This is a genomic window from Denitratisoma sp. agr-D3, from assembly GCF_054658675.1.
Genome location: NZ_BAAGIA010000002.1, coordinates 518,467 through 542,064 on the forward strand (window position 1 = coordinate 518,467; position 23,598 = coordinate 542,064).

The following is a 23,598-nucleotide window of genomic DNA, read 5'->3' on the forward strand; positions in this document are numbered from 1 at the left end:
GGGTGAAGGCTGCTGTTTACTTGGCCGGAGCGGTATTGGTACTGGCGTTGATAGTCTCCACCGGCACCCACTTGCCGTCCTTGACCACGTTGATGGTGATGGGACCGTTCTTCAGGTCGCCCTTGTCGTCGAAGGCGATGGGGCCGGTGACGCCGTTGAATTGAACTTTCTTCAATTCGGCCAGGACCTTGGCGGACTCGGTGGAGCCGGCTTTCTTCATGGCTTCGGCGATGGCGAAAACGGCGTCGTAGCCCATGGGGGCGAACAGTTCCACCTCGACGCCGAAGCGTTTTTTGAACTTGTCGAGGAAGGCGGTGCCGCCGGGCATCTTGTCCTTGGGCAGGCCGGGGATGGAGGCGATGGTGCCTTCGGCGGCGTCGCCCGCCAGGTGCACCAGATTGGGGGTCTGGATACCGTCGCCGCCCATCAGCTTGGCGTTGAGACCGAGGGACTTGATCTGCTTGAGCATGGGGCCGGCCTGGGTATCGATGCCGCCGAAGAAGATCAGGTCGGGGTTCTTGCTCTTGATGTTGGTCAGGATGGCGGCGAAGTCCGTGTCCTTGTCGGTGGTGTGCTCGATGGCCACTACGTCGACACCGGCGGCCTTGACCGTGCGCTCGAAGGCCGAGGCCAGGCCCTGGCCATAGGAAGTGCTGTCGTCCACGATGGCGACTTTTTTCACCTTCAGCGTGTTAAGGGCGTAGGTGGCGCCGGCCGGGCCCTGCTGGTCGTCATTGGCTACGACGCGGAAGGTGGTGGCGTAGCCCTGTTGGGTGTAGCGGGGGTTGGTGGAGCCCGGGGAAATCTGGGGAATGCCCGCATCGGCATAAACCTTGGAGGCCGGGATAGAGCAGCCGGAGTTGAAGTGGCCCACCACGGCCACCACCTTGGCGTCCGCCAGTTTCTGGGCCACGGTGGTGGCCTTGGCGGGATTGGCCTCGTCGTCCTCCGCCAGCAATTCGAACTTGACCTTCTTGCCACCGATCTCGATGCCCTGGGCGTTGAGTTCCTCCACGCCGAGCAGGGTGCCGTTCTTGATGTCCTGGCCAATGTGGGACTGGGTGCCGGTCAGGGGCGAGGCCATGCCGATCTTGATGGTGTCGCCGCCGTTGGCGGCGGTTTCCTGTTTGCCGCAACCGGCAAGGACCAGGCTCAGGGCGGCGGACAACAGGGCGGCGGAAGTGCGCAGATTCATGTAAGGGCTCCGGGGGATGGGCAACCGCCGGATTCTTGCGGCGGCACGACGCCTTGTCAACAATCTTCAGGCATAAAAAAACCGCTCCGAAGAGCGGTTTTGGCGAAGCCGGGAAGAATCACTTGAGGGACAGGATCCAGCCCACCAGCTTCTTGGCGTCGGCTTCGGTCAGGCCGGTGGCCTTGTTGGCGGGCATGGGCACGGCACCCCAGACGCCGGAGCCGCCTTCCAGAACCTTCTTCACCAGCTTGTCGGTGTCCTTGGCGGTGTACTTCTTGGCCACGTCCTTGTAGGCGGGACCGACAACCTTGGCGCCCACTTGGTGGCAAGCCATACAGCCCTTGGAGGTGGCCAGGGCGGTTTCGTCGGCAGCGTTGGCGACACCGGAGAACAGGCCGGCGGCGGCGATCAGGGAAATCAGGGAGATCTTCTTCATGTTTCGCTCCAAATTCGGTGAAAGAGAAAAAAGCTCGGGGAGTTTATAAGGTTTTCGCCATGTTGCCCACTCGTATCAGCACCCTAGCTGGGATGCCCTGTTGCAGGAACACGGGGAGCGACGGGGCATGGGATTAACGCCCTGCCCTGATGGCGCGTTGACTGGACCCTCGCCAAGCAAGCGAGTTCCCCATCCTGTGGCGCAAGTTCGCCGGCATGCTTTACCATGGCCGTTCACCAACAAAAACAAAGGAGGAGATTCGCTATGGCGATCAAGAACATCATGGTCCATCTGGACCAGAGCCCCCGCAGCGAACTACGGCTGACGCTGGCAGTGGCGTTGGCAAAGCGCCACCAAGCCCGCCTGGTCGGTGTCTTCGGCCAGCGGGGACAGGCCCAGCAGGTGGGTTTGGTGGCGGTCTGGCCGAGCCCGGAATATGCCGCGGCTGCGGCGGCCAGCAAGACCCGCTTTGAACAGCTTGCCGCCGGTCTCGCTAACGCGGAATGGCAGGACGTCAATCGGGGCAGCGACACCGAGGTCATCCGCCGGGTGGTGGACTGCGCCCGTCATTTCGACCTGGTCATCGCTGGCCAGCACGAGGAAGCCGCCGCCCTGCTGCCCAAGGATCTGGTGGAAATGCTGGTGCTCGATTGCGGTCGGCCGGTTTTGATCCTGCCCTATGCCGGCGAGTTCGGCGACGTGTTCGGCCACCCGATGATCGCCTGGAACGATGCCCGGGAAGCGGCCCGGGCCCTGAACGACGCCCTGCCCCTGATCACCGGTGCCGGTGAGACTGTCGTGGTGCGGGTGGCGCGGGACAACAAGGACGTCCAGGCGGACCAGGCCGCGGTGATGGCCCAGCTTGCCGCCCACGGCATTCCCTCCCGGATGCGGGTGGTGGTGCCTGACAGCGACCAGGTGCAACTGATGGACGTCCTGCTCAATAGCGTCAGCGACGAAGGCGCGACCCTGCTGGTCATGGGCGCCCAGGGCCACGGCAACAGCCCCTTCAGCGGACGCGGGGCCGGCACGCGCTATGTGCTGGAGCACATGACCGTGCCGGTGCTGATGTCCCATTGATGCGCCATGCTCCCGCCCCGGGCGGGAGCTTTCAGTTGCGTTTGTTGCCGTTTTTCCAGTGCTGGACGTAGTTCATGGCGAAGGCGCAGATGAACTCCCGCTCCCGTTCGGGCAGTTCGTCCAATAGGGCGTTCAGCGTCTGGTCAACGCACAGGTTGTCGGTGAGCAGCAGCGCCAGGGACAACCCCAAGGCCGCGGCAATCTCCTCCAGTCGTTCGAGGGAGGGGAGTTGCGCCCCGGTTTCGATCCGGGACACCGTTTCCACTTCCACTCCGATGATTTCCGCCAATTGTGCTTGGGTCATGCCTGCACGCCCTCTGGCCATTTTGATGTTCTGGCCAACGCGCACCCCTAGCCCGTTGTGATTCTTCTTTTTTCTCGGCATCTGATGTGTCGCTTTCCAATGGCATCACATAGTCAGCCGAGGCGCCGAAGTATGAAAAGACATAAGATGACGTGAGTATTGACATAAAAAATCATCCCTGTAGCATTTGAAAAAAACGTCCGTTTGAGCCCTTCGGGACGGAAGGGAAAAAACGACGGATTGGGTGCTCATCTTCCACTCCTTTACTGTGACGTACCCGGCCATGGGTGAAATGCCTGCCAAGATGCGATTAACGTGAGATGAGCTATTCACCGGACGAAACCGTGGTGGACAACGCCTCTGCACTCCTGCTGGGGTTGATGGAAAGTCTGGCCGAGGGCGTTGCCATTACCAACGCCGAAGGCCGCATCATCAAAACGAACGCCGCTTTCTCAGCCATCACGGGCTACGCCGAGCAGGAAGCGAATGGGCAAAGCTTGTCCATGCTCAAGCCCCGTGCGGCGGATGCCATGCTTGATGGCGACGAGGACGGTTGGCTGCGGCGGCGGGATGGCTCGGTGATTGCCACGACGCGCCATCAGTATCCAGTGCGCGGCCAGCGGGGGGCGATCACCCACCATATCGCGGTGATTACCGACTTGACCCCGCAGCGACAGAACGACACCCATAGCGAACGATCGGTCCATTACGACGAACTTACCGGCCTGCTCAACCGGCAGATGGTGCTGCAACAACTGGCCAAGCTGATCGAGGACGGGCAGCGGGAGCGAACGACCTTTGCCGTCTTGTTGATCGACCTGGACCGGTTCAAAACCTTCAACGATTCCCTCGGCCACACCGTCGGCGACCGGATTCTGCAAGAAGCCGCACAGCGGATTGAATCAGCGATCCGCCGCTCGGAACTTGTATTCCGTCAAGGCGGAGACAAATTCGTCACAGTGCTGCCCCAATTGAAAGGGCCGGAAGAAGCCGCGCTGGTGGCGAACAATATCCAAGTGGCAATGGCTAGGCCGATTTCGGTTCCTCCCTATCTGCTCACGGTGACCGCCAGTATAGGCATCAGTCTCTATCCCCACGATGCGCCCAACCCCGAAACCCTGTTGCGTTGTGCGGATACGGCCATGTGTCACGCCAAGGAAAAGGGACGCAACAATTATCAGTTCTACACTCCCGCCCTCAATTATCGGATTCAACAGCGCATGGCGCTGGAAACCGCCCTGCGGGCGGCCATGGCGGCCGGGGAATTGAGCGTGCATTTCCAACCGCAAATCTCCCTGGAAAATGGTGGGGTAATCGGCGCCGAGGCGCTCCTGCGCTGGCAACGGCAGGATGGCACGTGGACGCCGCCGGCCCAGTTCATCCCCGTGGCCGAGGAATGCGGGCTCATCGTCAGCCTGGGGGGCTGGGTGCTGAACGAAGCGTGCCGCCAGCGCAAGGCATGGAACGACCAGGGTTTGCCCGCCTTCCCCATCGCGGTCAATTGCTCGGCCCTGCAATTCCGCCAAGCCAATTTCAAGCAAACGGTGCTGGACACCATCGCCGCCTACGGCCTGGGCAACGACGCCATCGAGCTGGAAATCACCGAATCCATCCTGATGGACAGTCCCGATCTGGCGCGCAAGGTGCTCGAGGAATTGCGCGCCGAAGGCATCCGGGTAGCCATCGACGACTTTGGCACCGGCTATTCCAGCCTTGCCTATCTCAAGCGCTTTCCGGTGGACCGGCTCAAGATCGACGGCGTGTTCATCCGCGAACTGGACCAGGACGCCACCAACCGGGCTATTGTCCAATCCATCATCACCCTGGCCGACAACCTGGGGATGGACCTGATGGCCGAGGGCGCCGAAACGGCGCCGGTGATCGACCTCCTGGCCCATCTGGGCTGCCGCGGCGTGCAGGGCTACGGCATCTGCCGTCCCATTCCAGCGACGGCGCTGACCGCCTGGATCCTCGCCCGCTCAGGGGCGGCCGAGGAATAAGTAGATCGCCCGGTAGCCGCCCTCCGCCGCGCCCACTGCCACATAGGCCGGTCCCAGGGGCGTGTCGGCGGCGAGGAACAGGCTGCCTGCCTTGCGCATCCGGCCCCAATCCATCTGACTGCGGTCCGCCCAGGCGTTGCCCATCTCGTAGGAGGCGCCCACATAGGCCGCCCGGCCAAAGGGAGTGATCTCCGCCAGACGATAGCGGTAGCTGACCTTACCCAGGGCGAGGAAGTTGCCGTCGATCTGGTCGTTGCGGTAGCCCGACAGACGCTGGAAGCCGCCGAGACGGAAGTCCGAATAGCCGATCCGACTGCGGTCCATGAAGCCGCCCAGTTCCCCGCCCCACTGCCAGGTGTGGCGACCGCTGCTGACGGCGCCGGTGGCGGCGGCCTTCCAGCGGGTGTAGCTGGCGGCGGTGATGGTGTCGCTGGCCGAATGGTTGCGGGCGTTGAAGAACTCGCCGGCCACCCGCCAGCCGCTGCGGGGGAAGGCGGCGTTGTCGAGGCGGTCCAGCACCAGGCTGCCGGTGAGGCCGGACTCGTTGAAGTGAATGTCCGCCGCGCCGGGCGAACCGATGGTCTGGTCCGCCTGGAAGCGTCCCCGGGCCAGACCCAGCCGGGCTTCGCCGAGGGTGCCGAACACCCCCACGGGCATGCCCAGGTCGATGCCGATGCGGTCGAAGCCGCCCTGCCACTGGGAGGTGCGCTGATCACCCTGGAACACGTCCAGGGTGCGCCGTTCCAGTTCGATGCGGGGGGCGACGAACAATGGCGTGTGGGTGCCCAGGGGCTGGACGAACTCGCTCTTGAAGGCGCGGGTACGGCCCAGCTGCAAGCGGTTGCGCCATTCACCGCCCAGGTCGTTGACCCAGGGCAGACGGTGACCCAGCAGCAGGTCGAAGCCCGCGTCGCCGCGAAAATCCGTGCTGCCCCCCAGGCCGATGCGCAGGTAGTGGGGACCCCATTCCTTTTCCTGGACTTGGTAAACCACGCCGAAACGGTCCTCGCTGAGGCTCGATGCCACCAGGCGGTAATCCACCCGCTCGAAGTCGCCCCGTCCCAGCAGACGGGCGGCGTCGGCCTGGAGCTGGGCGTCGTCCACCTCCTGGCCCGGTTCAGTGACGATGGCGCCGAGCAAGGTTTCGCTGTTGCTGCGGCGGGTGCCTTCCACCTGGACGAAGGCCAGCTTGCCCCGCAGCGATGTCGGCGCTGGCCGGGCCGCCAGGTGTTTCTGCCAGGCGTCGTCGCCGAGGGCCAGGGCTGCCAGCCGCGATGCCGTGCCCCGGGCGGCCTGCTCCCCGGCGGCGATGCCGTTCAAGGCATTGGGAAAATCGAGGGAACTGAGGGCACCCAATTCCGGGGTGATCAGCACGTCTTTCGCCGTGAGCCGGGCCAGTTGGGCCTTGACGTTCTGCCCGGCAAGGATGGAAATCATCTGCCGCGTCACCCCCAGCACGTTGCTCAGGCTTTCCCGGGAGGCCAGGGGTGTGCCGATGTTCACCGCGATCACCACGTCGGCGCCCATGGCGCGGGCCACGTCCACCGGCAAATTGGCCACCAGGCCGCCGTCGCCGAAGATGCGTCCCTCCACCTCGATGGGGGCGAAGGCGCCGGGGACCGACATGCTGGCGCGCATTACTTGGGCCAGGTTGCCGTGGTCGAACACCATCTCCTCGCCGCTGACCATGTCCGTGGCCACGGCGCGGAAGGGGATGGGCAAATGGTCGAAATCGGGCACCGCCGACACCCGGCGGGTCAGCCGGGACAGCATGCGTTCGAAGCCGACGCCGCCCAGGGTGCCCTTGGGCAGGCGCAATTGGCCGTTGCCGTAGCCCAGTTCCAGGGAAACGGGGAAATCGAAGTCCTCGTTCTTCTGCTGGAGGGAACGTTCCTGGCGGGGCGGCTTGTCGTCGAACTGCTCGGCCCAGTCCAGGTCGCGCACGATCTTTTCCAGTTCGTCGGCGGAATAGCCGGCCGCATAAAGGCCGCCGACGATGGCGCCCATGCTGGTGCCGGCGATGCAATGGATGGGCACGTGGTGCTGTTCCAGCACCCGCAGCACGCCGATGTGGGCGATGCCCCGGGCGCCGCCACCGGACAGGACCAGGCAAATCCGGGGGGCGGCGCCGGCGGTTTCGGACGTAGTGGGGGTGGTGGTGAGCGCGGCGGCGGGGGAGGCTCCCGGCAGCGCCAACAACAGGGCGAGACAGGGGGCGAGCAGATTTTTCAGGGACATGGCGAGCGGCAGGGTCCGGCGGGACCGCCATTATCGGCCAGGGCGGTCCTCAGCGCAGCTTGATCTCCACCCGCCGGTTGCGCGGCTCGGGCACGCCGGGCCGGCCTGTGACCAGGGGTTCCCGTTCGCCCCGGCCCACCACCTGGATCACGTCGCGGGGAATGCCGGCGCCCACCAGCAGTTCGCGGATGCGCTGGGCCCGGTCCAGGGACAACTTGTCGTTGTAGGCGGTGTCGCCCACCGAATCCGTGTGGCCGATCACCACCACTTCGGGGGCGGGGAAGTCCTTGAGCATTTTCAGGATGTCCGGCACCAGGGCCCGGGACTGGGCGGTGAGCCGGTCCGAGCCGAACTCGAAGTTGAGTTCAATGCGGCGCGGACGGGAGGGCAGCCCTTCCAGCACCGCGCCGTAGCGACGTTGCACGGCTTCGCCATCGGACTGGCTGGTGCGGGGACCGCTGCTGCTGACCTCCGCCACGGCGTAGGCCTGGGACAGTTCTGTGGCGCCGCCCCGGGTGCGTACCTCGATCCGTCCTACCTTGCCGTCCCGGTCGGGCAGCAGCACGACTTTTTCGCTGGCGCAGGCGGCCAGCAGGGCAACGGCGGGCAGCAGAAGCAGGCGGCGGTCCATCAATTGGCCACCTCCACGATGAATTCGGTGCCGCGGATGCCCAGGGTGGCGGTGGGGGTGGTGACCCGCATCGCGTCGGGGGAGCTTTTCGCCACCAGGCCGGAAACGAAGGCGCTCACGCCCCGCAGCACGGCCACTACGACGCTGCCCTTCTGGGTGGAAGGATTGAAAACGAATTCATTGATCAGTAACTGGCTGTCGGGGCCGCCAGAAATCAGCGTGTCGTCGCGCAGGGTGACCGCGACCTGGCTGTTCTTGCCGGTCAGCAGCTTGTCCTGGGGATAGACCTTGTCACCCAGGGCCAGGGGCAGGCGCTTGCCCTCCCGTTCCACTTCCACGCTGCCGCTGGCGGCCTTGACGGTGCCGGCCCATTCCGCCGCCAGGGCGGGACAGGTGGCGAGCAACAACAGCAGGGGCAGGATGCGGGATCGCAACGATGGGCTCATGACGATGCTCGACAAAAGGCGCGGGGCGCGGAGGGGCTTACTCTACGGCGCCCGCCGGGCGCCGCCAAGGAGATGCGTCACGACTGCGGGGCGCGGTTTCCGGGTACTGCTGCCCGGAAACCGCGCGGCCGCCTCATTTGCGCTTCAATTGTGACGCTTCAATTGGCTTACGTCCCGCACCGCGCCGGTGTCGGCGCTGGTGGTCATCGCGGCGTAGGCCTGGAGAGCCGGGGAAACCACGCGCTGGCGGTTGACCGGCTGCCAGGCGTGGGCGCCCTTGGCGGACATTTCGGCCCGGCGCCGGGTCAGCTCGGCCTCGGTCACGGCCAGGTGGATGCGGCGGTTGGGGATGTCGATCTCGATGCTGTCGCCCTCGTTCACCAGGCCGATGGCCCCGCCTTCCGCCGCCTCGGGGGAGGCATGGCCGATGGAAAGGCCGGAGGTGCCGCCGGAGAAGCGGCCGTCGGTGAGCAGGGCGCAAGCCTTGCCCAGGCCCTTGGACTTGAGGTAGCTGGTGGGATAGAGCATTTCCTGCATGCCGGGGCCGCCCTTGGGGCCTTCGTAGCGGATCACCACCACGTCGCCGGCCACCACCTGGTCGGCCAGGATGGCCTCGACCGCGTCATCCTGGGACTCGAAGACCCGGGCACGGCCGGTGAACTTGAGGATGGAGTCATCCACCCCGGCGGTCTTGACGATGCAGCCCCGCTCGGCGATGTTGCCGAACAGCACGGCGATGCCACCGTCCTGGGAGTAGGCGTTGGCCTTGTCGCGGATGCAGCCGTTGCTGCGGTCCATGTCCAGTTCGGGATAGCGCTTGTCCTGGCTGAAGGCCACCTGGGTGGGCACTCCGCCGGGGGCAGCCTTGTAGAACTCGAACACCGAGCCATCGTGGGTCTGCATCACGTCCCACTGCTCCAGGGCGCCGCCCAGGGTCTTGGTATGGACGGTATGGGCGTTGCGATGGATCAGGCCGGCCCGGTCCAGTTCGCCGAGGATGGCCATGATGCCGCCGGCCCGGTGCACGTCCTCCATGTGGTACTTCTGGGTGGCGGGGGCCACCTTGGCCAGGCAGGGCACGCGACGGGATAGGCGGTCGATGTCCTTCATGGTGAAGTTCACCCCGGCTTCACGGGCCGTGGCTAGCAGGTGCAGCACCGTGTTGGAGGAACCGCCCATGGCGATGTCCAGGGTCATGGCGTTCTCGAAGGCCTCGAAGGTGGCGATGGAGCGGGGCAGCACGGAGGCGTCGTCCTGCTCGTAGTATCGCTTGGCCAGTTCCACGATCAGGCGGCCGGCCTTGAGGAACAGGTTCTTGCGGTCGGCGTGGGTGGCCAGCAGGGAACCGTTGCCGGGTAGGGACAGGCCCAGGGCCTCGGTCAGACAGTTCATGGAGTTGGCGGTGAACATGCCGGAACAGGAACCGCAGGTGGGACAGGCGGAGCGTTCCATGCTGTCCACTTCGGCGTCGCTGTTGTGGCTGTCGGCGGCTTCGATCATGGCGTCGATCAGGTCCACCTTGCGGAACTGGCCGTGCCACTGCACCTTGCCGGCTTCCATGGGGCCGCCGGAGACGAACACGCAGGGGATGTTGAGGCGCATGGCGGCCAGCAGCATGCCAGGGGTGATCTTGTCGCAGTTGGAGATGCAGACCATGGCGTCGGCGGTGTGGCCATTCACCATGTATTCCACCGAGTCGGCGATCAGGTCGCGGCTGGGCAGGGAATACAGCATGCCGCTGTGGCCCATGGCGATGCCGTCGTCGATGGCGATGGTGTTGAATTCCTTGGCGATGCCGCCGGCCGCCTCGATCTCGCGGGCCACCAATTGGCCCAGGTCCTTCAGATGCACGTGGCCGGGGACGAACTGGGTGAAGGAGTTCACCACGGCGATGATGGGCTTGCCGAAGTCGCCGTCCTTCATGCCGGTGGCACGCCAGAGGGCGCGGGCGCCGGCCATGTTGCGGCCGTGGGTGGAAGTGCGGGAACGGTATGCGGGCATGGTGGGGCTCCGGGAATGCGCAAAGTCGAGCCGCGCATTTTAGCCCCGCCGTCCCCTCCCGCGGGGAGGGGAATGACCCTGACTGGGGTGCGGTTCGGGAAAGGAGGAGCAACCCGTTCCGCACCCAGCCCTGGCTACTGCGAGCCGGCGGCTCGCCAAAACCGCCGGCAGACCAATAGTGGCGGCGGACGGCTGTCGTTGTCCTGACAGCAGATGGTCGTTTTTTTTTACGGTATTCCTATTGCCCCATCCCTTCTTTTTGCAAAATTTTTAGACACCTCTGACTAGGATGGCTTTGTCCCAATACACAAGGGGAGTGGTCATGGACGTCGTCTATTTTGCAGGCATCGTTCTGTTTTTATTTGTTTTTCTTGGCATGGCCAAAGGCTGTGCCCGGCTGGGAGGGGAGAAATGAGCTGGATCACCATCGTCAGTGCCATTGCTGCCGTAGGACTGCTGGTTTATTTGATCGCAGCCCTGCTTAACCCGGAGGATTTCACATGACAAATCATGCCTGGCTCCTGCTCGGATTGTTTTTGTTGAGCTTGCTGCTCTTGGTGAACCCCTTGGGCACTTTCATCGCCGACATCATGGAAGGGCGCGCCAATTTTCTACAGCGTGTCGGTAGTCCGATCGAATCTATGCTCTATCGTCTTTGCGGCGTGCGTAAAGATCAGGAAATGGGCTGGCTGCACTACGCAGTGGCCATATTGGTCTTCAATGCCTTCGGCGCCATGGCGGTGTACGGGTTGCAACGGCTGCAACTCTGGTTACCGCTGAATCCCCAGCAGCTGGCCAATGTCAGCCCGGACTCATCCTTCAATACCGCCGTTAGCTTTGCCACCAACACCAATTGGCAGGGGTATGCCGGCGAGGCCACCATGAGTTACCTGACCCAGATGTTTGGCCTGACGGTGCAGAACTTCCTTTCTGCCGCCACCGGTATTGTTGTCGTCATCGCGTTGATCCGGGGTTTTGCCCGCCACTCGGCCAAGACTGTAGGGAATGCCTGGGTGGACCTGACCCGCGTCACGCTCTACGTGCTGCTCCCCCTCTGCCTGGTTTATTCGGTCTTTCTGGTGAGCCAGGGTGTTATCCAGAACCTCGATGCCTACAAGGAGGTGACCACCGTGGAAGTTACCCACTATGACGATCCCCAGATGGATGCTGATGGACAGCCGTTGAAAAATGAAAAGGGTGAGGTCATCACGCGACCGGCCGAAACCCGCATTCAAACCCTGGCCATGGGGCCGGTGGCCTCTCAGGAAGCGATCAAGATGGTGGGAACCAATGGCGGAGGTTTTTTCAATGCCAACTCGGCCCATCCCTTTGAGAATCCGACACCGCTTTCCAACTTCATCCAAATGCTGTCGATTTTTCTTATCCCCGGGGCCCTGTGCGTCACCTTTGGGCGGATGGTGGGAGACAGCCGCCAGGGTTGGGCGGTTTTGACCACGATGACCCTTCTTTTCGCGGCCATGGCGATGGCGGCAATTTTCTTCGAGCAACTGGGTAATCCCGCCTTGGCGCAAATTGGCGTCGATCAGTCGGCTTCCGTTCTTCAGGCCGGCGGCAACATGGAAGGCAAGGAGGCACGTTTCGGCATTGCCGATTCCAGTCTGTTCGCCACCATCACCACCTTGGCTTCCTGCGGCGCGGTCAATGCCATGCATGATTCCTTCACCCCCATGGGGGGCTTTGTTCCCCTCTGGAACATGATGCTGGGCGAAGTGGTGTTTGGCGGGGTCGGCACCGGTCTCTACGGCATGCTGGTCTTCGCCATCTTGGCTGTTTTCATCGCTGGCTTGATGATCGGCAGAACACCGGAATACCTGGGAAAAAAGATCGAGTCCTTCGAGATGAAGATGGTTTCCATCGCCATTTTGGTCACCCCTTTGCTGGTGTTGGCGGGGACCGCGGTCGCCTTGGTATCGACAGCCGGCATTGCTGGCGTCGCCAATCCCGGTGCCCACGGTTTCTCGGAAATTCTCTATGCCTTTACGTCGGCGGCCAATAACAACGGCAGTGCCTTTGCCGGTCTCTCGGCCAATACGCCCTTCTACAACGTCATGCTGGCTATCGCCATGTGGTTCGGCCGTTTCGGCGTGATCGTGCCGGTCCTGGCGCTGGCCGGTTCCCTGGCCGCCAAGAAACGCATCGCTACCAGCGTCGGCACCATGCCCACCCATGGCCCCCTGTTCGTGGTGTTGTTGATCGGCACCGTGATTCTGGTCGGGGCACTTAACTATGTCCCTGCACTCGCTCTTGGTCCGGTAGTCGAGCATTTGATGCTTTGGTCCGGTCATTGAGGCAAAGGAGAAGCGTGATGACACACAAAAAACTTGCCATGTTCGACCCGACCTTGATCCGGCCGGCCATCGTCGACTCCTTCCGCAAACTCAACCCGGCCGTGCAGTGGCGCAATCCGGTGATGTTCGTGGTCTATGTCGGCAGTCTGCTGACTTCGGCCTTTTGGATTCAGGCCATGAGCGGCCAAGGCGAAGCGCCTTCAGGTTTCATTCTCGCCGTATCCCTCTGGCTGTGGTTCACCGTGTTGTTCGCAAATTTTGCCGAGGCTTTGGCCGAAGGTCGCAGCAAGGCCCAAGCGGCTTCACTGCGCGGCTTGAAGAAGGAAACCTGGGCGAAAAAACTGCATGACCCACGCTTTGGTGCCGAGTGGCACACGTTGCCCGCCGCCGATCTGCGCAAAGGCGACGTGATCCTGGTGCAGGCAGGAGAAACCATTCCTGCCGATGGCGAGGTGATCGAAGGGGTTGCCTCGGTGGACGAGTCTGCCATTACGGGCGAGTCGGCACCTGTGATCCGGGAGTCTGGCGGCGACTTTTCCGCCGTCACCGGCGGCACCCGGGTTTTGTCCGACTGGATTGTGGTCAAGGTGACCGTGAATCCGGGTGAGACCTTCCTTGATCGCATGATTTCAATGGTGGAGGCCGCCAAGCGGCAAAAGACGCCCAATGAAATCGCCCTGACCATCCTTTTGGTGGCGCTGACCATCGTTTTTCTCGGCGTGGTGGTGACATTACTGCCCTTCTCCATGTTCAGCGTGGCGGCATCCGGAGCCGGTTCCCCCGTCAGCATCACGGTGCTGATCGCGCTACTGGTTTGTCTGATCCCCACCACCATCGCCGGCCTGCTCTCGGCCATCGGCGTGGCCGGCATGAGTCGTTTGATGCAGGCCAACGTGATTGCCACCTCGGGGCGTGCCGTGGAGGCCGCAGGCGATGTTGACGTCCTGTTGCTGGACAAGACGGGCACCATCACCTTGGGCAATCGGCAAGCGACCGCCTTCATTCCGGCGCAATGGGTGACTGAGGCGGAGTTGGCCGATGCTGCCCAATTGGCCTCCCTTGCCGACGAAACGCCGGAAGGGCGCAGCATCGTGGTGCTTGCCAAACAGAGATTTGGGTTGAGGGAGAGGGATATTCAGGCCCTGGACGCCCATTTTGTGCACTTCTCGGCCCAAACGCGCATGAGCGGGGTGGATCTGGGGGATCGATCGATTCGGAAGGGGGCTGCGGACGCCGTTCGCCAGTATGTTGAATCCCTTGGCGGAACCTTCCCGACCTCTGTGCTCGGCTGCGTGGATGAAGTGGCGCGGCGCGGGAGTACCCCTCTGGTCGTGGCGGAAGGCGACAAGGTCTTGGGTGTCATCGAACTCAAAGACATCGTCAAAGGCGGAATCAAGGAGCGATTTGCCGAGTTGCGCCGGATGGGCATCAAGACGGTGATGATCACCGGTGACAACCGACTCACTGCCGCCGCCATCGCCGCCGAGGCCGGGGTGGATGATTTCCTTTCAGAGGCCACGCCTGAGGCCAAGCTGGCTCTGATTCGTCAGCACCAAGCCGCTGGACGCCTGGTGGCCATGACTGGTGATGGCACCAACGATGCGCCAGCCTTGGCGCAGGCGGATGTGGCGGTGGCCATGAACACCGGTACGCAAGCTGCGAAGGAGGCGGGGAACATGGTTGATCTTGACTCCAATCCGACCAAGCTGATCGAGATCGTCGAAACCGGGAAGCAAATGTTGATGACTCGGGGCTCCCTGACAACCTTCAGTATCGCCAACGATATTGCCAAATATTTCGCCATCATTCCGGCGGCCTTCGTCAGTACTTATCCACAACTCTCGGCCCTCAATGCGATGAACTTGGCCAGTCCCGCCTCGGCGATTCTTTCGGCGGTGATCTTCAATGCGTTGATCATCATGTTCCTCATTCCGCTCGCGTTGAAGGGGGTGAAGTACCGGCCCCTCGGTGCCGCCATTCTGTTGCGCCGCAATCTGCTGATTTACGGTCTCGGTGGTGTGATCGTTCCCTTCATCGGGATAAAACTGATCGACATGGTCATTGCCGCTGCCGGCTTGGCGTAGTTCGGGCATTACAAGGAGACATTCCATGAGCAACATCCTGCGTCCCGCTGCTTCTCTTTTTATTGCTCTTTCGGTCATCACCGGCTTGGCCTACCCTCTGGCGGTGACTGGTCTGGCCAAGGTGGTGTTTCCGCACCAGTCGTCGGGCAGTCTGATCGAGCAAGACGGCAAGGCCATCGGTTCGCGCCTGATCGGGCAAAACTTCTCCGATCCAGGCCACTTCTGGGGCCGTCCGTCGGCCACTGCTCCCCAGGCGAACAATGCCGCCGCTTCCGGTGGTTCCAATCTGGGACCAACCAATCCCGCCTTGATCGAAGCGGTCAAGAGTCGCATCGAAACCCTCCGGGCGGTGGATCCGGAAAACCACTTACCGATTCCGGTCGATCTTGTGACGGCTTCAGCGAGCGGTCTTGATCCTCATATCAGCCCGGCGGCGGCGAGCTACCAGGTCAGCCGTGTGGCACGAGCACGGAAATTATCCGTGGTCGAAGTGTCTGCGCTGGTTGAGCAACATACGGAAGGGCGACAATTCGGCTTGCTCGGTGAGCCCCGGGTGAACGTGTTGACGCTGAATCTTGACCTTGACCGGATTGCAGGTAAGTAGACTTGCCGGGTCTGCGCCGCCTAGGGCCAAGTACCATTGGCGGATCGTGCTGCAAGCTCCTATTGTTGTCGCCAACTGTTCCCAGCCTATCCGATGATCACTAACCAACGTCCAGACCCAGATCAGTTGTTGGATCGCCTGAAAGAAGACGAGGCCCGTGCCCGCCGGGGGAAATTGAAAGTATTTTTTGGCGCTTCTGCCGGGGTCGGCAAAACCTACGCGATGCTCGCCGCGGCACGGCAACAGCAGGCATTGAGTGTCGATGTGCTGGTTGGCGTGGTGGAAACCCATGGCCGTAGGGAAACCGAGGCCATGGTGGTTGGTCTTGAGCGGCTGCCCATGAAAGAAGTGAGCTATCGGGGGCGGGTGCTGAAGGAGTTTGACCTGGACGCCGCACTGGCACGCAAGCCGGCCCTGATTCTGATGGATGAGTTGGCCCATTCCAATGTGGAGGGTTCTCGTCATCCCAAGCGCTGGCAGGATGTGGAAGAGCTATTGGCGGCAGGCATTGATGTTTATTCCACCGTGAACGTTCAACACCTGGAAACGCTCAACGATGTGGTGGGGGGCATTACTGGCATTCGAGTCTGGGAGACAGTTCCCGATCGGATATTCGACTTGGCGGACGAGGTCGTGTTGGTGGATTTGCCCCCGGATGAATTGCTACAGCGACTCAAGGAGGGCAAGGTTTATCTGCCGCATCAAGCGGAACGGGCCATACGCAATTTTTTCCGCAAGGGTAATTTGATTGCCCTGCGGGAACTCGCCCTACGCCGCACGGCCGATCGGGTGGACGATCAGATGCAGCGTTACCGACGCGATCAGTCGGTATCCGCGGTATGGAAAACGAGAGAGTCGCTGTTGGTTTGTATCGGTCCTGGTGAAGGGAACGACAAAATCATCCGTAGCGCGGCGCGACTGGCCAATCAGTTGGACGTGCCCTGGCATGCGGTGTATGTGGAAACTACTGAGTTACAGCGTTTGCCCGAGGCCCGCCGTGACCGAATCCTGTCCTCCCTCAAGCTGGCGGAGAGTAGCGGGGCGCAAACGACAACCTTGTCGGGCGAGGATGCCGTGCAAAAGGCCGTGGAGCATGCCCGCCGCTACAACCTGACCAAAATTGTCGTCGGTCGCGATCACCCCCGCCGCTGGCGGCCATGGCACTTGTCCTTTGCCGACAGAATCGGACGCCAAGCGCCAGATATCGACGTGATACAGGTGGCTAGAAACAATGCGACGGAAACCCGTCCGCACTGGGGAAAGCGAGATGAACTGAATCCGATCGACGAGACGATTCACTGGAAATCCTACCTGTATAGCGCGTTGGCGTGCGCCTTCGCCGGCTTTGTCGCCTGGCCGTTGTACAAATACTTTGATCTGGCCAACATCGTCATGCTGTTCCTGTTGGCCGTTGTTCTGATCGCCGTGCGCTGGGGGAGGGGGCCGGCGGTGCTGGCCTCTTTTCTCAGTGTGGGGATTTTCGACTTTTTCTTTGTTTCCCCTCGTTTGTCCTTTGCCGTCAGCGACGTGCAGTATCTGATGACTTTTGTCATCCTGCTCGTCGTTGGCTTGATCACCGGGCAGTTGATGGCCAGCATGCGTTACCAGGCGCGCATCGCCACCCAGCGCGAGGCACGGGTGCGTGCGCTGTATGAGATGTCGCGGGATCTGTCCGCTGCACTGCTGCCGGAACAGATTGCCGAGGTCAGCCACCAGTTCTTATCCACCGGTTTCGATGCCCACTCGACCATCTTGTTGGCAGATGACAATGACCAACTGACGACGATTCAAAGCGGAATCCCCGGCGCGGCGTTTGACCCGGGGATTGCCCAATGGGCTTTCGATCATCAGGAGTCTGCTGGCAATGGCACCAATACCCTGTCCGCCAGTCCGCTGCTTTATTTGCCGCTCAAGGCGCCGATGCGCATTCGAGGCGTGCTTGCCATTGAAGCGCAGAACCCTCAGCGTCTGCTGATCCCGGAACAACGTCGTCTGTTGGACACTTTTGCCAGCCTGATCGCCATTTCATTGGAGCGTATCCACTATGTGGACATTGCGCGCAGTACGATGGTCCAGGTGGAGTCGGAACGTTTGCGCAACTCCCTGCTCTCGGCGATTTCTCATGATTTGCGCACACCCTTGACCGCATTGATTGGCCTCGCCGAATCCTTCTATCTGACGCAGCCGCCACTGTCGCCGCAACAGGAGGAAATCGCAGGGGATATCCGCGAAGAGGCGCTGCGCATGAATGCCCTGGTGAACAATTTGCTCGATATGGCTCGCTTGCAATCTGGCGAGGTCCAACTGAATCGGCAATGGCAACCATTGGAGGAAGTCGTGGGGAGCGCCCTGAAGGCAACCCGACTTCCCCTGGCGGGACACTTAACCCAAGCCCGTCTGCCGGACGATATTCCCTTGCTGGAGTTCGATGCCGTGCTGATGGAGCGTGTGCTCGTCAATCTCCTGGAAAATGCCGCCAAGTACACTCCATCCGGTAGCACGATTGAGGTGGGCGCCCAGGCGCGGCCCCAGGAGGTGGAGGTCTGGGTGGCGGATAATGGTCCAGGACTACCGGTGGGAGGTGAGGAGGAAATTTTCAAAAAATTCGCCCGGGGTCAAAAAGAAAGCGCCACTCCCGGGGTCGGTCTCGGTTTGACTATTTGTCGTGCCATCATTGAAGCGCACGGCGGACACATCCGCGCCGAAAATCGGCCGGGAGGTGGCGCCCGGTTTATTTTCACCTTGCCGCGAGGGACGCCTCCGGCCTTCGATGAACAGGAATTGGCATGAATGATCCGGCTCCCGTGGTGATCGTGGTTGAAGACGAGCCCGCTATTCGCCGTTTTATTCACATGGCCTTGGAGAGCGAAGGGTGCGACGTCCATGAAGCCGACTCCCTCAAGCGCGGGCTGATCGAGGCGGGGACACGCAAGCCCGACATGGTCGTGCTGGATCTGGGACTGCCGGACGGTAATGGCGTGGACTTCATCCGCGATCTGCGTACCTGGTCGGGGATCCCCGTCATCGTGCTGTCCGCCAGAACCGCCGAAGCCGACAAGATCGACGCCCTCGACGCCGGTGCCGACGACTACCTAACGAAACCCTTTAGCATTGGCGAACTGTTGGCGCGGGTACGGGCTCAACTACGGCGTCACTCCCGTAGCAGCGAAACCGGGCAGACCGTATTCGAATTTGGCGACAATCGGGTGGACTTGACTCGACGGACGGTTGAACGGAGTGGGGTTGCGTTACATCTGACCCCGATCGAATACCGCCTGCTGACCTACCTGATTGCAAATCCCGATAGCGTATTGACCCATCGCCAGTTGTTGCGCAATGTCTGGGGCCCCTCCCATGGGGACGACAGCCACTATGTGCGCATCTACATGGGGCATTTGCGTAAGAAACTCGAAAATGACCCCTCACAACCTCAGCATTTTGTGACGGAGTCCGGCATCGGGTATCGCTTTATTCCCCGTTGATGCCTTCTTGATGGCCTTGGCAGCCACCCTGCCAAGCTTTTTTACACAATTTTTATACCCGCATCGCAACAATAGTCGGCGAAGGGTTGTGGCTTTTGTCGTCCATACCCCATGCCTTCAATCAACCGAGTTTGCGATGAACCCCACTTCTCTCTCCATCCGTGAAAAGGATGGCATTGCGGCACTTTCTCTTGCCGCCCTCGGCGTCGTCTACGGCGACATCGGCACCAGCCCCCTCTACACCATGAAGGAGGTCTTTGCCGGGGCCCACCATCCGGTGCCCATCACCCCGGACAATGTGTTGGGCATTCTCTCCCTGATCTTCTGGTCCCTGATGGTGGTGGTCACCCTCAAGTACGTGGCCTTCATCCTCAAGGCCGACAACAAGGGCGAGGGCGGCATCATGGCGCTGATGGCCCTGGCCCTGCGGCCCACGCCGGCCGGCAGCCGGCGCCAGGCGGTGATCCTCGGCCTGGGCCTGTTCGGCGCGGCGCTGTTCTACGGCGACGGTGTCATCACCCCGGCCATCTCGGTGCTGTCGGCGGTGGAGGGACTGGAAGTGGCGACCCCGGCCTTCAAGCCCTACATCATCCCCATCACCCTGGCGGTGCTGGCGGGCCTGTTCCTCATCCAGCGCCATGGCACCGGCAGTGTCGGCAAGTTGTTCGGCCCCATCTGCGGGCTGTGGTTCCTGACCCTGGCGGTGCTCGGCGTGCTCAACGTCGTGGACCATCCCCGCGTGCTGCTGGCCCTGGACCCAAGTCACGGCCTGGCCTTCTTCTTCGCCCAGCCCAGGCTGGCCTTTCTTTCCCTTGGCGCCGTGGTGCTGGCCTTGACCGGGGCCGAGGCCCTGTACGCCGACATGGGCCACTTCGGTCGCAAGCCGATCCAGTTGGCCTGGTTGGGCCTAGTGCTGCCTTCCCTGGTGCTCAACTATTTTGGCCAGGGCGCCTTGCTGCTGGACGATCCCAGTGCCATCGACAATCCCTTCTATCGCCTGGCGCCGGAATGGGCCTTGTTGCCCATGGTGGCCCTGGCCACCATTGCCACGGTGATCGCCTCCCAGGCGGTGATTTCCGGCGCCTACTCCATGACCCAGCAGGCCATGCAACTGGGCTACTCGCCGCGCCTGGAGGTGCATCACACCTCGGCCAAGGAAATCGGCCAGATCTACCTGCCGGGCATCAACTGGACCCTGATGATCGCCGTCATGGCCCTGGTGCTGGGTTTCGGCTCCTCCACCAATCTGGCGGCGGCCTACGGCATCGCGGTGACCGGCACCATGGCTATCACCAGCGTGCTGGCCTTCTGCGTCGCCTACTGGCTCTGGGGCTGGCCCCTGTGGCGGGCCCTGCTCGGCGCCACGCCCTTCCTCATCATCGACCTGGCCTTCTTCTTCGCCAACGCCCTCAAGATCGCCGATGGCGGTTGGTTTCCCCTGGCCTTCGGCCTGCTGGTGTTCCTCTTGCTCACCACCTGGAAGCAGGGGCGCAATCTGCTGAGCCGGCGCCTGGAGGCGGAGTCCATTCCGGTGGACGCGTTTATTCAAAGTTGTGGTCCTGGCAGCGTGACCCGGGTGCCCGGTACCGCCGTTTTCCTCACCACCAATCCCGACGGCGTGCCCCATGCCCTGCTGCACAGCCTCAAGCACTACAAGGCCCTGCACGAACGCGTCGTGCTGACCACCGTCAAGGTGCTGGATGTGCCCCGGGTGGCCGAGTCCCAGCGCATCCAGGTGGAAAAGCTGGCCAACGACTTCTGGCGGGTGCGGGTCTTCTACGGTTTCATGGACCAGCCGGACTTGCCGGCGGCCTTGGATTGGTGCGGCGAGCAGGGGTTGGCCCTGGACACCATGGACACCACCTTCTTCCTCGGCCGGGAAACCTTGATTCCCAAGCTCAAGTCGGACATGCCCTTCTGGCGCGAGGTGCTGTTCGTCACCCTGTTCCGCAATGCCGGCAGCGCGGCGACCTATTTCCAGCTCCCCCCCGGGCGAGTGGTGGAACTGGGTGCCCAAGTGGTGCTCTGAGCACCACGCGGCTCAGTACTCGTCGTCGTCCTTGGGCGGGCTGTGGCGGGCCCGGTCCAGTTCGACAAACCAGGACGGCCGGGCCGGGACTTGCAGGCGCACCGTGAAGCGCTCGCCATCGGGCAGTTCCACGGCCAGCAGGCGCGGCCCGGGGGCAACGTCGGGCAGGCGGAAGAAGCCCTGGCCATCGCTGCTGACCATGGCCCCGTCGCCCAGCCGAATGCGGGCACCCTCGTAACTGCGTTGCTCCTGGCTATCCACTACCCGACCGGTGAGGGTCAGGGCCGAGGCTGGCAAGGCGGCCAGGACAAGGAGCCAAGGCAAGGTTCGCCGCAGCGTGTTTGCGCGCATGGAATTCACCATCCCGTCACCATGCCGCCGCTCGCGCCGGGGACATTCCCCTTGCCGCCGAGGGCGCGTACCAGTCGTGGCGTGATGCTGGTGTTCTCATAGACGCCGCTGAAATGGTTGGCGCCGGCACCGTCGGCGGAGACGGGCACGTCATCGCCGGCGTGGGGCGCGATGTTCACCGCGCCGCTGGTCTTGTTGGCACCGCCGCTGACGTTGGCGGTGGGCAGGTTGCCGCTCATGAACAGGCCCTCGGGCTGGCGCTGGGGATTGGGCAGGGCGGTGCGTTCAATGGCCTTGCCCGCGCTGTTCTTGCCGTTGAAGGAGGGCTCCAGGGGATAGGGGTTGGTGCGGTAGCTGGTGCTGTAGGCCGGGCGGAAGCCGTCTTCGATCACCAGCTTGATGGCGGGATCGGGATCGTCCGGGAAACCGTCGCCATTGGCGTCCACATAGGTGGGCGGCGTGGCGTCGTTGAAGGTGCCCAGGGCATCCTGTAAGGGGCAGGGACGATCCGGATCGCTGGCGGCGCCCAGCAACACGGGAAAGGCATTGTCGCTGCTGGCAAAACAGGAATTCGGCCCACCCACCAGGGCGTCGGTGAGCACGACGCCGCCCAGGGTTTCCGGCTGGGCGTGATCGGAGGTGACGACACGCAGGCTGCGCTTGCCCTCCTTGAGGGATGCCAGTTTCTTGCCCACGGCGGCCACGGTGTTGTCGGCCTCGATGACTTCATAGACCACCCGGTCGTATTCCAGGATGTGGCCCAACTTGTCGGTCTGGGATTGCTCCACCAGCAGGATCCATCCCCCCTTGCCGCCGGAGAGGCCTTCCAGCACGTCGATGGCCTTGTCCGCCATTTCGGTTTTCATGGGCACCTTGCGGAAGCATTCAGCCACGGTGTCGCCGCAGCCCTTGCCTTTGGGCGGCGCCAGGTTGAGGGCCAACTCGGCGTCGTTCACGCCCTTGCCGTGAATGGTGGCGGCACCCCGGGCGGCGAGGCGATCCAGCACGCCGGGAATGTTGTCGGGGCCGAGGCCGCTGGAGGCGGGACGGAATTCGCCGGTGAACAGGCCCAACAGCTTGCGGTTGTTGGGGGCGACCTTGAGTTCATCCCCGTTGCGCACCACGCCGTAGCCCAGTTTGGGCGCGGCGTCGGCCACCAGGTCTACGTCCTTGCGACCGCCCTTGCCGTATTGATAGAACTCCGCCAGTTGCGGATTGCTCTCCTTCAACCAGTAGGCTGCGCCGCCGCCCAGCATCACGTCCAGGGGCTGGGCCAGGGCGGCCAGGGCCGCGTAACCGCTCTTGGGCTGGGCGCTGCCGTCGGCGTACCAGCCGATCATCTGCTGGGTGATGGCGTTGTAGATGCGGCGGGAACGGCTGTGGGCCACGGTGGCGGCGGGGGTGGCGTCGGCCAGGAAGGCGTCGGTGACCACGCCGATCTTCCAGCCGTGGACCCGCTTCATGTACTCGAAAATGGTTTCGATGCGGGGATTGTCCAGGGCGTTTTCCGGCGTGTTGTCCGGACTCACGTTGAGGGCGTTGTTGGCCTGCTTCATGCCGGTGACCAGGCTGGCCATGCCGGGGGCGGAGTCGGTGATGATGGTGTCGAAGGCGGCGGTCATGGACAGACCCTGGACCGGCATCTTTTCCATGGCTAGGCGGTCCCGGGCGCGGCCCTCGAACACGCCGCGCGAAGCAATGCGGGCGGCGGTGCGCAGGGGCAGGCCGGTACCGTCGGTAAGGAAGAAGACGATGCGCTTGGCGGCATCCGCCGCCTTGGGATTGGGTGCCGCCGCCACGTCGTAGTGGTTGCGGATGCTGCGGCTGACGCCGTCCACCGCCACGTCGACCTGCACTTCGTAGCGGCCCGGCTTGTCGAAGCTCAGGTTGCGGGCGGAGGCGCCGAAGAGTAGGGAACTCTGGGGCGTGCCGGACTCGGGGCCGTTGCCCTGGCGCGCGATGCGGGCCCTGAAGGCCTCGGTCACATCCTTGCCGTTCACGCGAAGACGCAGCAATTGGACGCTGCGCTCGGCGGGCAACTGGGTTTCCACCCGCAGGTCGAAACGCTGGCCGGCGAACAGCTCGGTGCCCGTGGGCGGGAAGATGCGCAGACCCGATTCCGGCTCGGCATGGGTGGGAAAGTCCGCCAGCTTGCCGCCGAAATAGATGGGGTCGCTGGCGTTGCGGCTCTTGCCGTCGCTCTTGAAAGGGGCGTCGTCGTCCTGGCCGGCCAGGGTGGGCTGGGCCAGCAGTGCCAGGGCAAGGGAAACCAGAAGGGCGGACGTGCGGGGGAAAGAATGGCGGGCTGACATGGAGGCTCCGGAGGGTGCGATCAGGGAAACCCCGGTGGATACGCCCCTTTGATGACAATTTTATGTCACCACAGCCGGCTGCTGCGGGCCACGGCG

General features: G+C 62.9%; 18 protein-coding genes. 9 read left to right on the forward strand and 9 right to left on the reverse strand.

Features of this window, described 5'->3' with window-relative positions:
- Positions 1-16: 16 nt before the first annotated feature.
- Positions 17-1,195 (reverse strand): branched-chain amino acid ABC transporter substrate-binding protein, encoded by a 1,179-nt coding sequence (locus tag ACYQ2U_RS07465; protein WP_459949728.1) that lies wholly within the window; start codon positions 1,193-1,195, stop codon positions 17-19.
- A gap of 118 nt (positions 1,196-1,313) precedes the next feature.
- Complete coding sequence (locus tag ACYQ2U_RS07470) at positions 1,314-1,631, reverse strand: c-type cytochrome (protein WP_459949729.1); 318 nt, start codon at positions 1,629-1,631, stop codon at positions 1,314-1,316.
- A 264-nt stretch (positions 1,632-1,895) separates the two neighbouring features.
- Between ACYQ2U_RS07470 and ACYQ2U_RS07475 the strand changes: the two genes are divergently transcribed.
- Entirely contained in the window at positions 1,896-2,711 is an 816-nt protein-coding gene (locus ACYQ2U_RS07475; protein ID WP_459949730.1) for a hypothetical protein, read from the forward strand.
- A gap of 31 nt (positions 2,712-2,742) precedes the next feature.
- Here the strand turns inward: ACYQ2U_RS07475 and ACYQ2U_RS07480 are convergent, their stop codons facing one another.
- Positions 2,743-3,096, reverse strand: coding sequence for a helix-turn-helix transcriptional regulator (locus ACYQ2U_RS07480; protein ID WP_459949731.1), 354 nt, complete (start codon positions 3,094-3,096; stop codon positions 2,743-2,745).
- Between the two features lie 239 nt (positions 3,097-3,335).
- Between ACYQ2U_RS07480 and ACYQ2U_RS07485 the strand changes: the two genes are divergently transcribed.
- Positions 3,336-5,015 carry a putative bifunctional diguanylate cyclase/phosphodiesterase gene (locus ACYQ2U_RS07485; protein WP_459949732.1) on the forward strand — a complete coding sequence of 560 codons (1,680 nt, stop codon included), beginning with the start codon at positions 3,336-3,338 and terminating at the stop codon, positions 5,013-5,015.
- Here ACYQ2U_RS07485 and ACYQ2U_RS07490 read toward each other — a convergent pair.
- From ACYQ2U_RS07490 to ilvD, 4 genes are all read right to left on the reverse strand, one after another.
- Positions 4,995-7,253 (reverse strand): patatin-like phospholipase family protein, encoded by a 2,259-nt coding sequence (locus tag ACYQ2U_RS07490; protein ID WP_459949733.1) that lies wholly within the window; start codon positions 7,251-7,253, stop codon positions 4,995-4,997. The genes ACYQ2U_RS07485 and ACYQ2U_RS07490 overlap by 21 nt on opposite strands.
- Positions 7,254-7,302: 49 nt before the next feature.
- A complete protein-coding gene (locus ACYQ2U_RS07495; RefSeq protein WP_459949734.1) occupies positions 7,303-7,884 on the reverse strand; it encodes an OmpA family protein in 582 nt (193 codons plus the stop codon).
- Entirely contained in the window at positions 7,884-8,330 is a 447-nt protein-coding gene (locus ACYQ2U_RS07500; RefSeq protein WP_459949735.1) for a FecR family protein, read from the reverse strand. The genes ACYQ2U_RS07495 and ACYQ2U_RS07500 overlap by 1 nt, the downstream gene beginning before the upstream one ends.
- 144 nt (positions 8,331-8,474) lie before the next feature.
- Positions 8,475-10,331, reverse strand: a complete 1,857-nt coding sequence (gene ilvD / locus ACYQ2U_RS07505; RefSeq protein WP_459949736.1) for a dihydroxy-acid dehydratase — start codon at positions 10,329-10,331, stop codon at positions 8,475-8,477.
- A gap of 411 nt (positions 10,332-10,742) precedes the next feature.
- Between ilvD and kdpF the strand changes: the two genes are divergently transcribed.
- The 7 genes from kdpF to ACYQ2U_RS07540 all read left to right on the forward strand — a co-directional run bounded on the left by kdpF (position 10,743) and on the right by ACYQ2U_RS07540 (position 20,839).
- Positions 10,743-10,835 (forward strand): K(+)-transporting ATPase subunit F, encoded by a 93-nt coding sequence (gene kdpF / locus ACYQ2U_RS07510; protein WP_459949737.1) that lies wholly within the window; start codon positions 10,743-10,745, stop codon positions 10,833-10,835.
- The gene (gene kdpA / locus ACYQ2U_RS07515) at positions 10,832-12,640 is read left to right on the forward strand and encodes a potassium-transporting ATPase subunit KdpA (RefSeq protein WP_459949738.1); all 1,809 of its coding nucleotides are present in this window, start codon (positions 10,832-10,834) and stop codon (positions 12,638-12,640) included. The genes kdpF and kdpA overlap by 4 nt, the downstream gene beginning before the upstream one ends.
- A gap of 17 nt (positions 12,641-12,657) precedes the next feature.
- Entirely contained in the window at positions 12,658-14,724 is a 2,067-nt protein-coding gene (kdpB, locus tag ACYQ2U_RS07520; RefSeq protein ID WP_459949739.1) for a potassium-transporting ATPase subunit KdpB, read from the forward strand.
- 25 nt (positions 14,725-14,749) lie between these two features.
- The gene (gene kdpC, locus ACYQ2U_RS07525) at positions 14,750-15,328 is read left to right on the forward strand and encodes a potassium-transporting ATPase subunit KdpC (protein ID WP_459949740.1); all 579 of its coding nucleotides are present in this window, start codon (positions 14,750-14,752) and stop codon (positions 15,326-15,328) included.
- 93 nt (positions 15,329-15,421) lie between these two features.
- Positions 15,422-18,118, forward strand: a complete 2,697-nt coding sequence (kdpD, locus tag ACYQ2U_RS07530; protein ID WP_459949741.1) for a two-component system sensor histidine kinase KdpD — start codon at positions 15,422-15,424, stop codon at positions 18,116-18,118.
- Entirely contained in the window at positions 18,115-18,810 is a 696-nt protein-coding gene (gene kdpE / locus ACYQ2U_RS07535) for a two-component system response regulator KdpE (RefSeq protein ID WP_459949742.1), read from the forward strand. The genes kdpD and kdpE overlap by 4 nt, the downstream gene beginning before the upstream one ends.
- A gap of 136 nt (positions 18,811-18,946) precedes the next feature.
- The gene (locus ACYQ2U_RS07540; protein ID WP_459949743.1) at positions 18,947-20,839 is read left to right on the forward strand and encodes a potassium transporter Kup; all 1,893 of its coding nucleotides are present in this window, start codon (positions 18,947-18,949) and stop codon (positions 20,837-20,839) included.
- A gap of 12 nt (positions 20,840-20,851) precedes the next feature.
- On the opposite strand, the gene ACYQ2U_RS07545 is transcribed toward ACYQ2U_RS07540, so the two are convergent.
- The gene (locus ACYQ2U_RS07545) at positions 20,852-21,190 is read right to left on the reverse strand and encodes a carboxypeptidase-like regulatory domain-containing protein (RefSeq protein WP_459949744.1); all 339 of its coding nucleotides are present in this window, start codon (positions 21,188-21,190) and stop codon (positions 20,852-20,854) included.
- 5 nt (positions 21,191-21,195) lie between these two features.
- Entirely contained in the window at positions 21,196-23,502 is a 2,307-nt protein-coding gene (locus ACYQ2U_RS07550) for an alkaline phosphatase (protein WP_459949745.1), read from the reverse strand.
- Between the last annotated feature and the right edge of the window lie 96 nt (positions 23,503-23,598).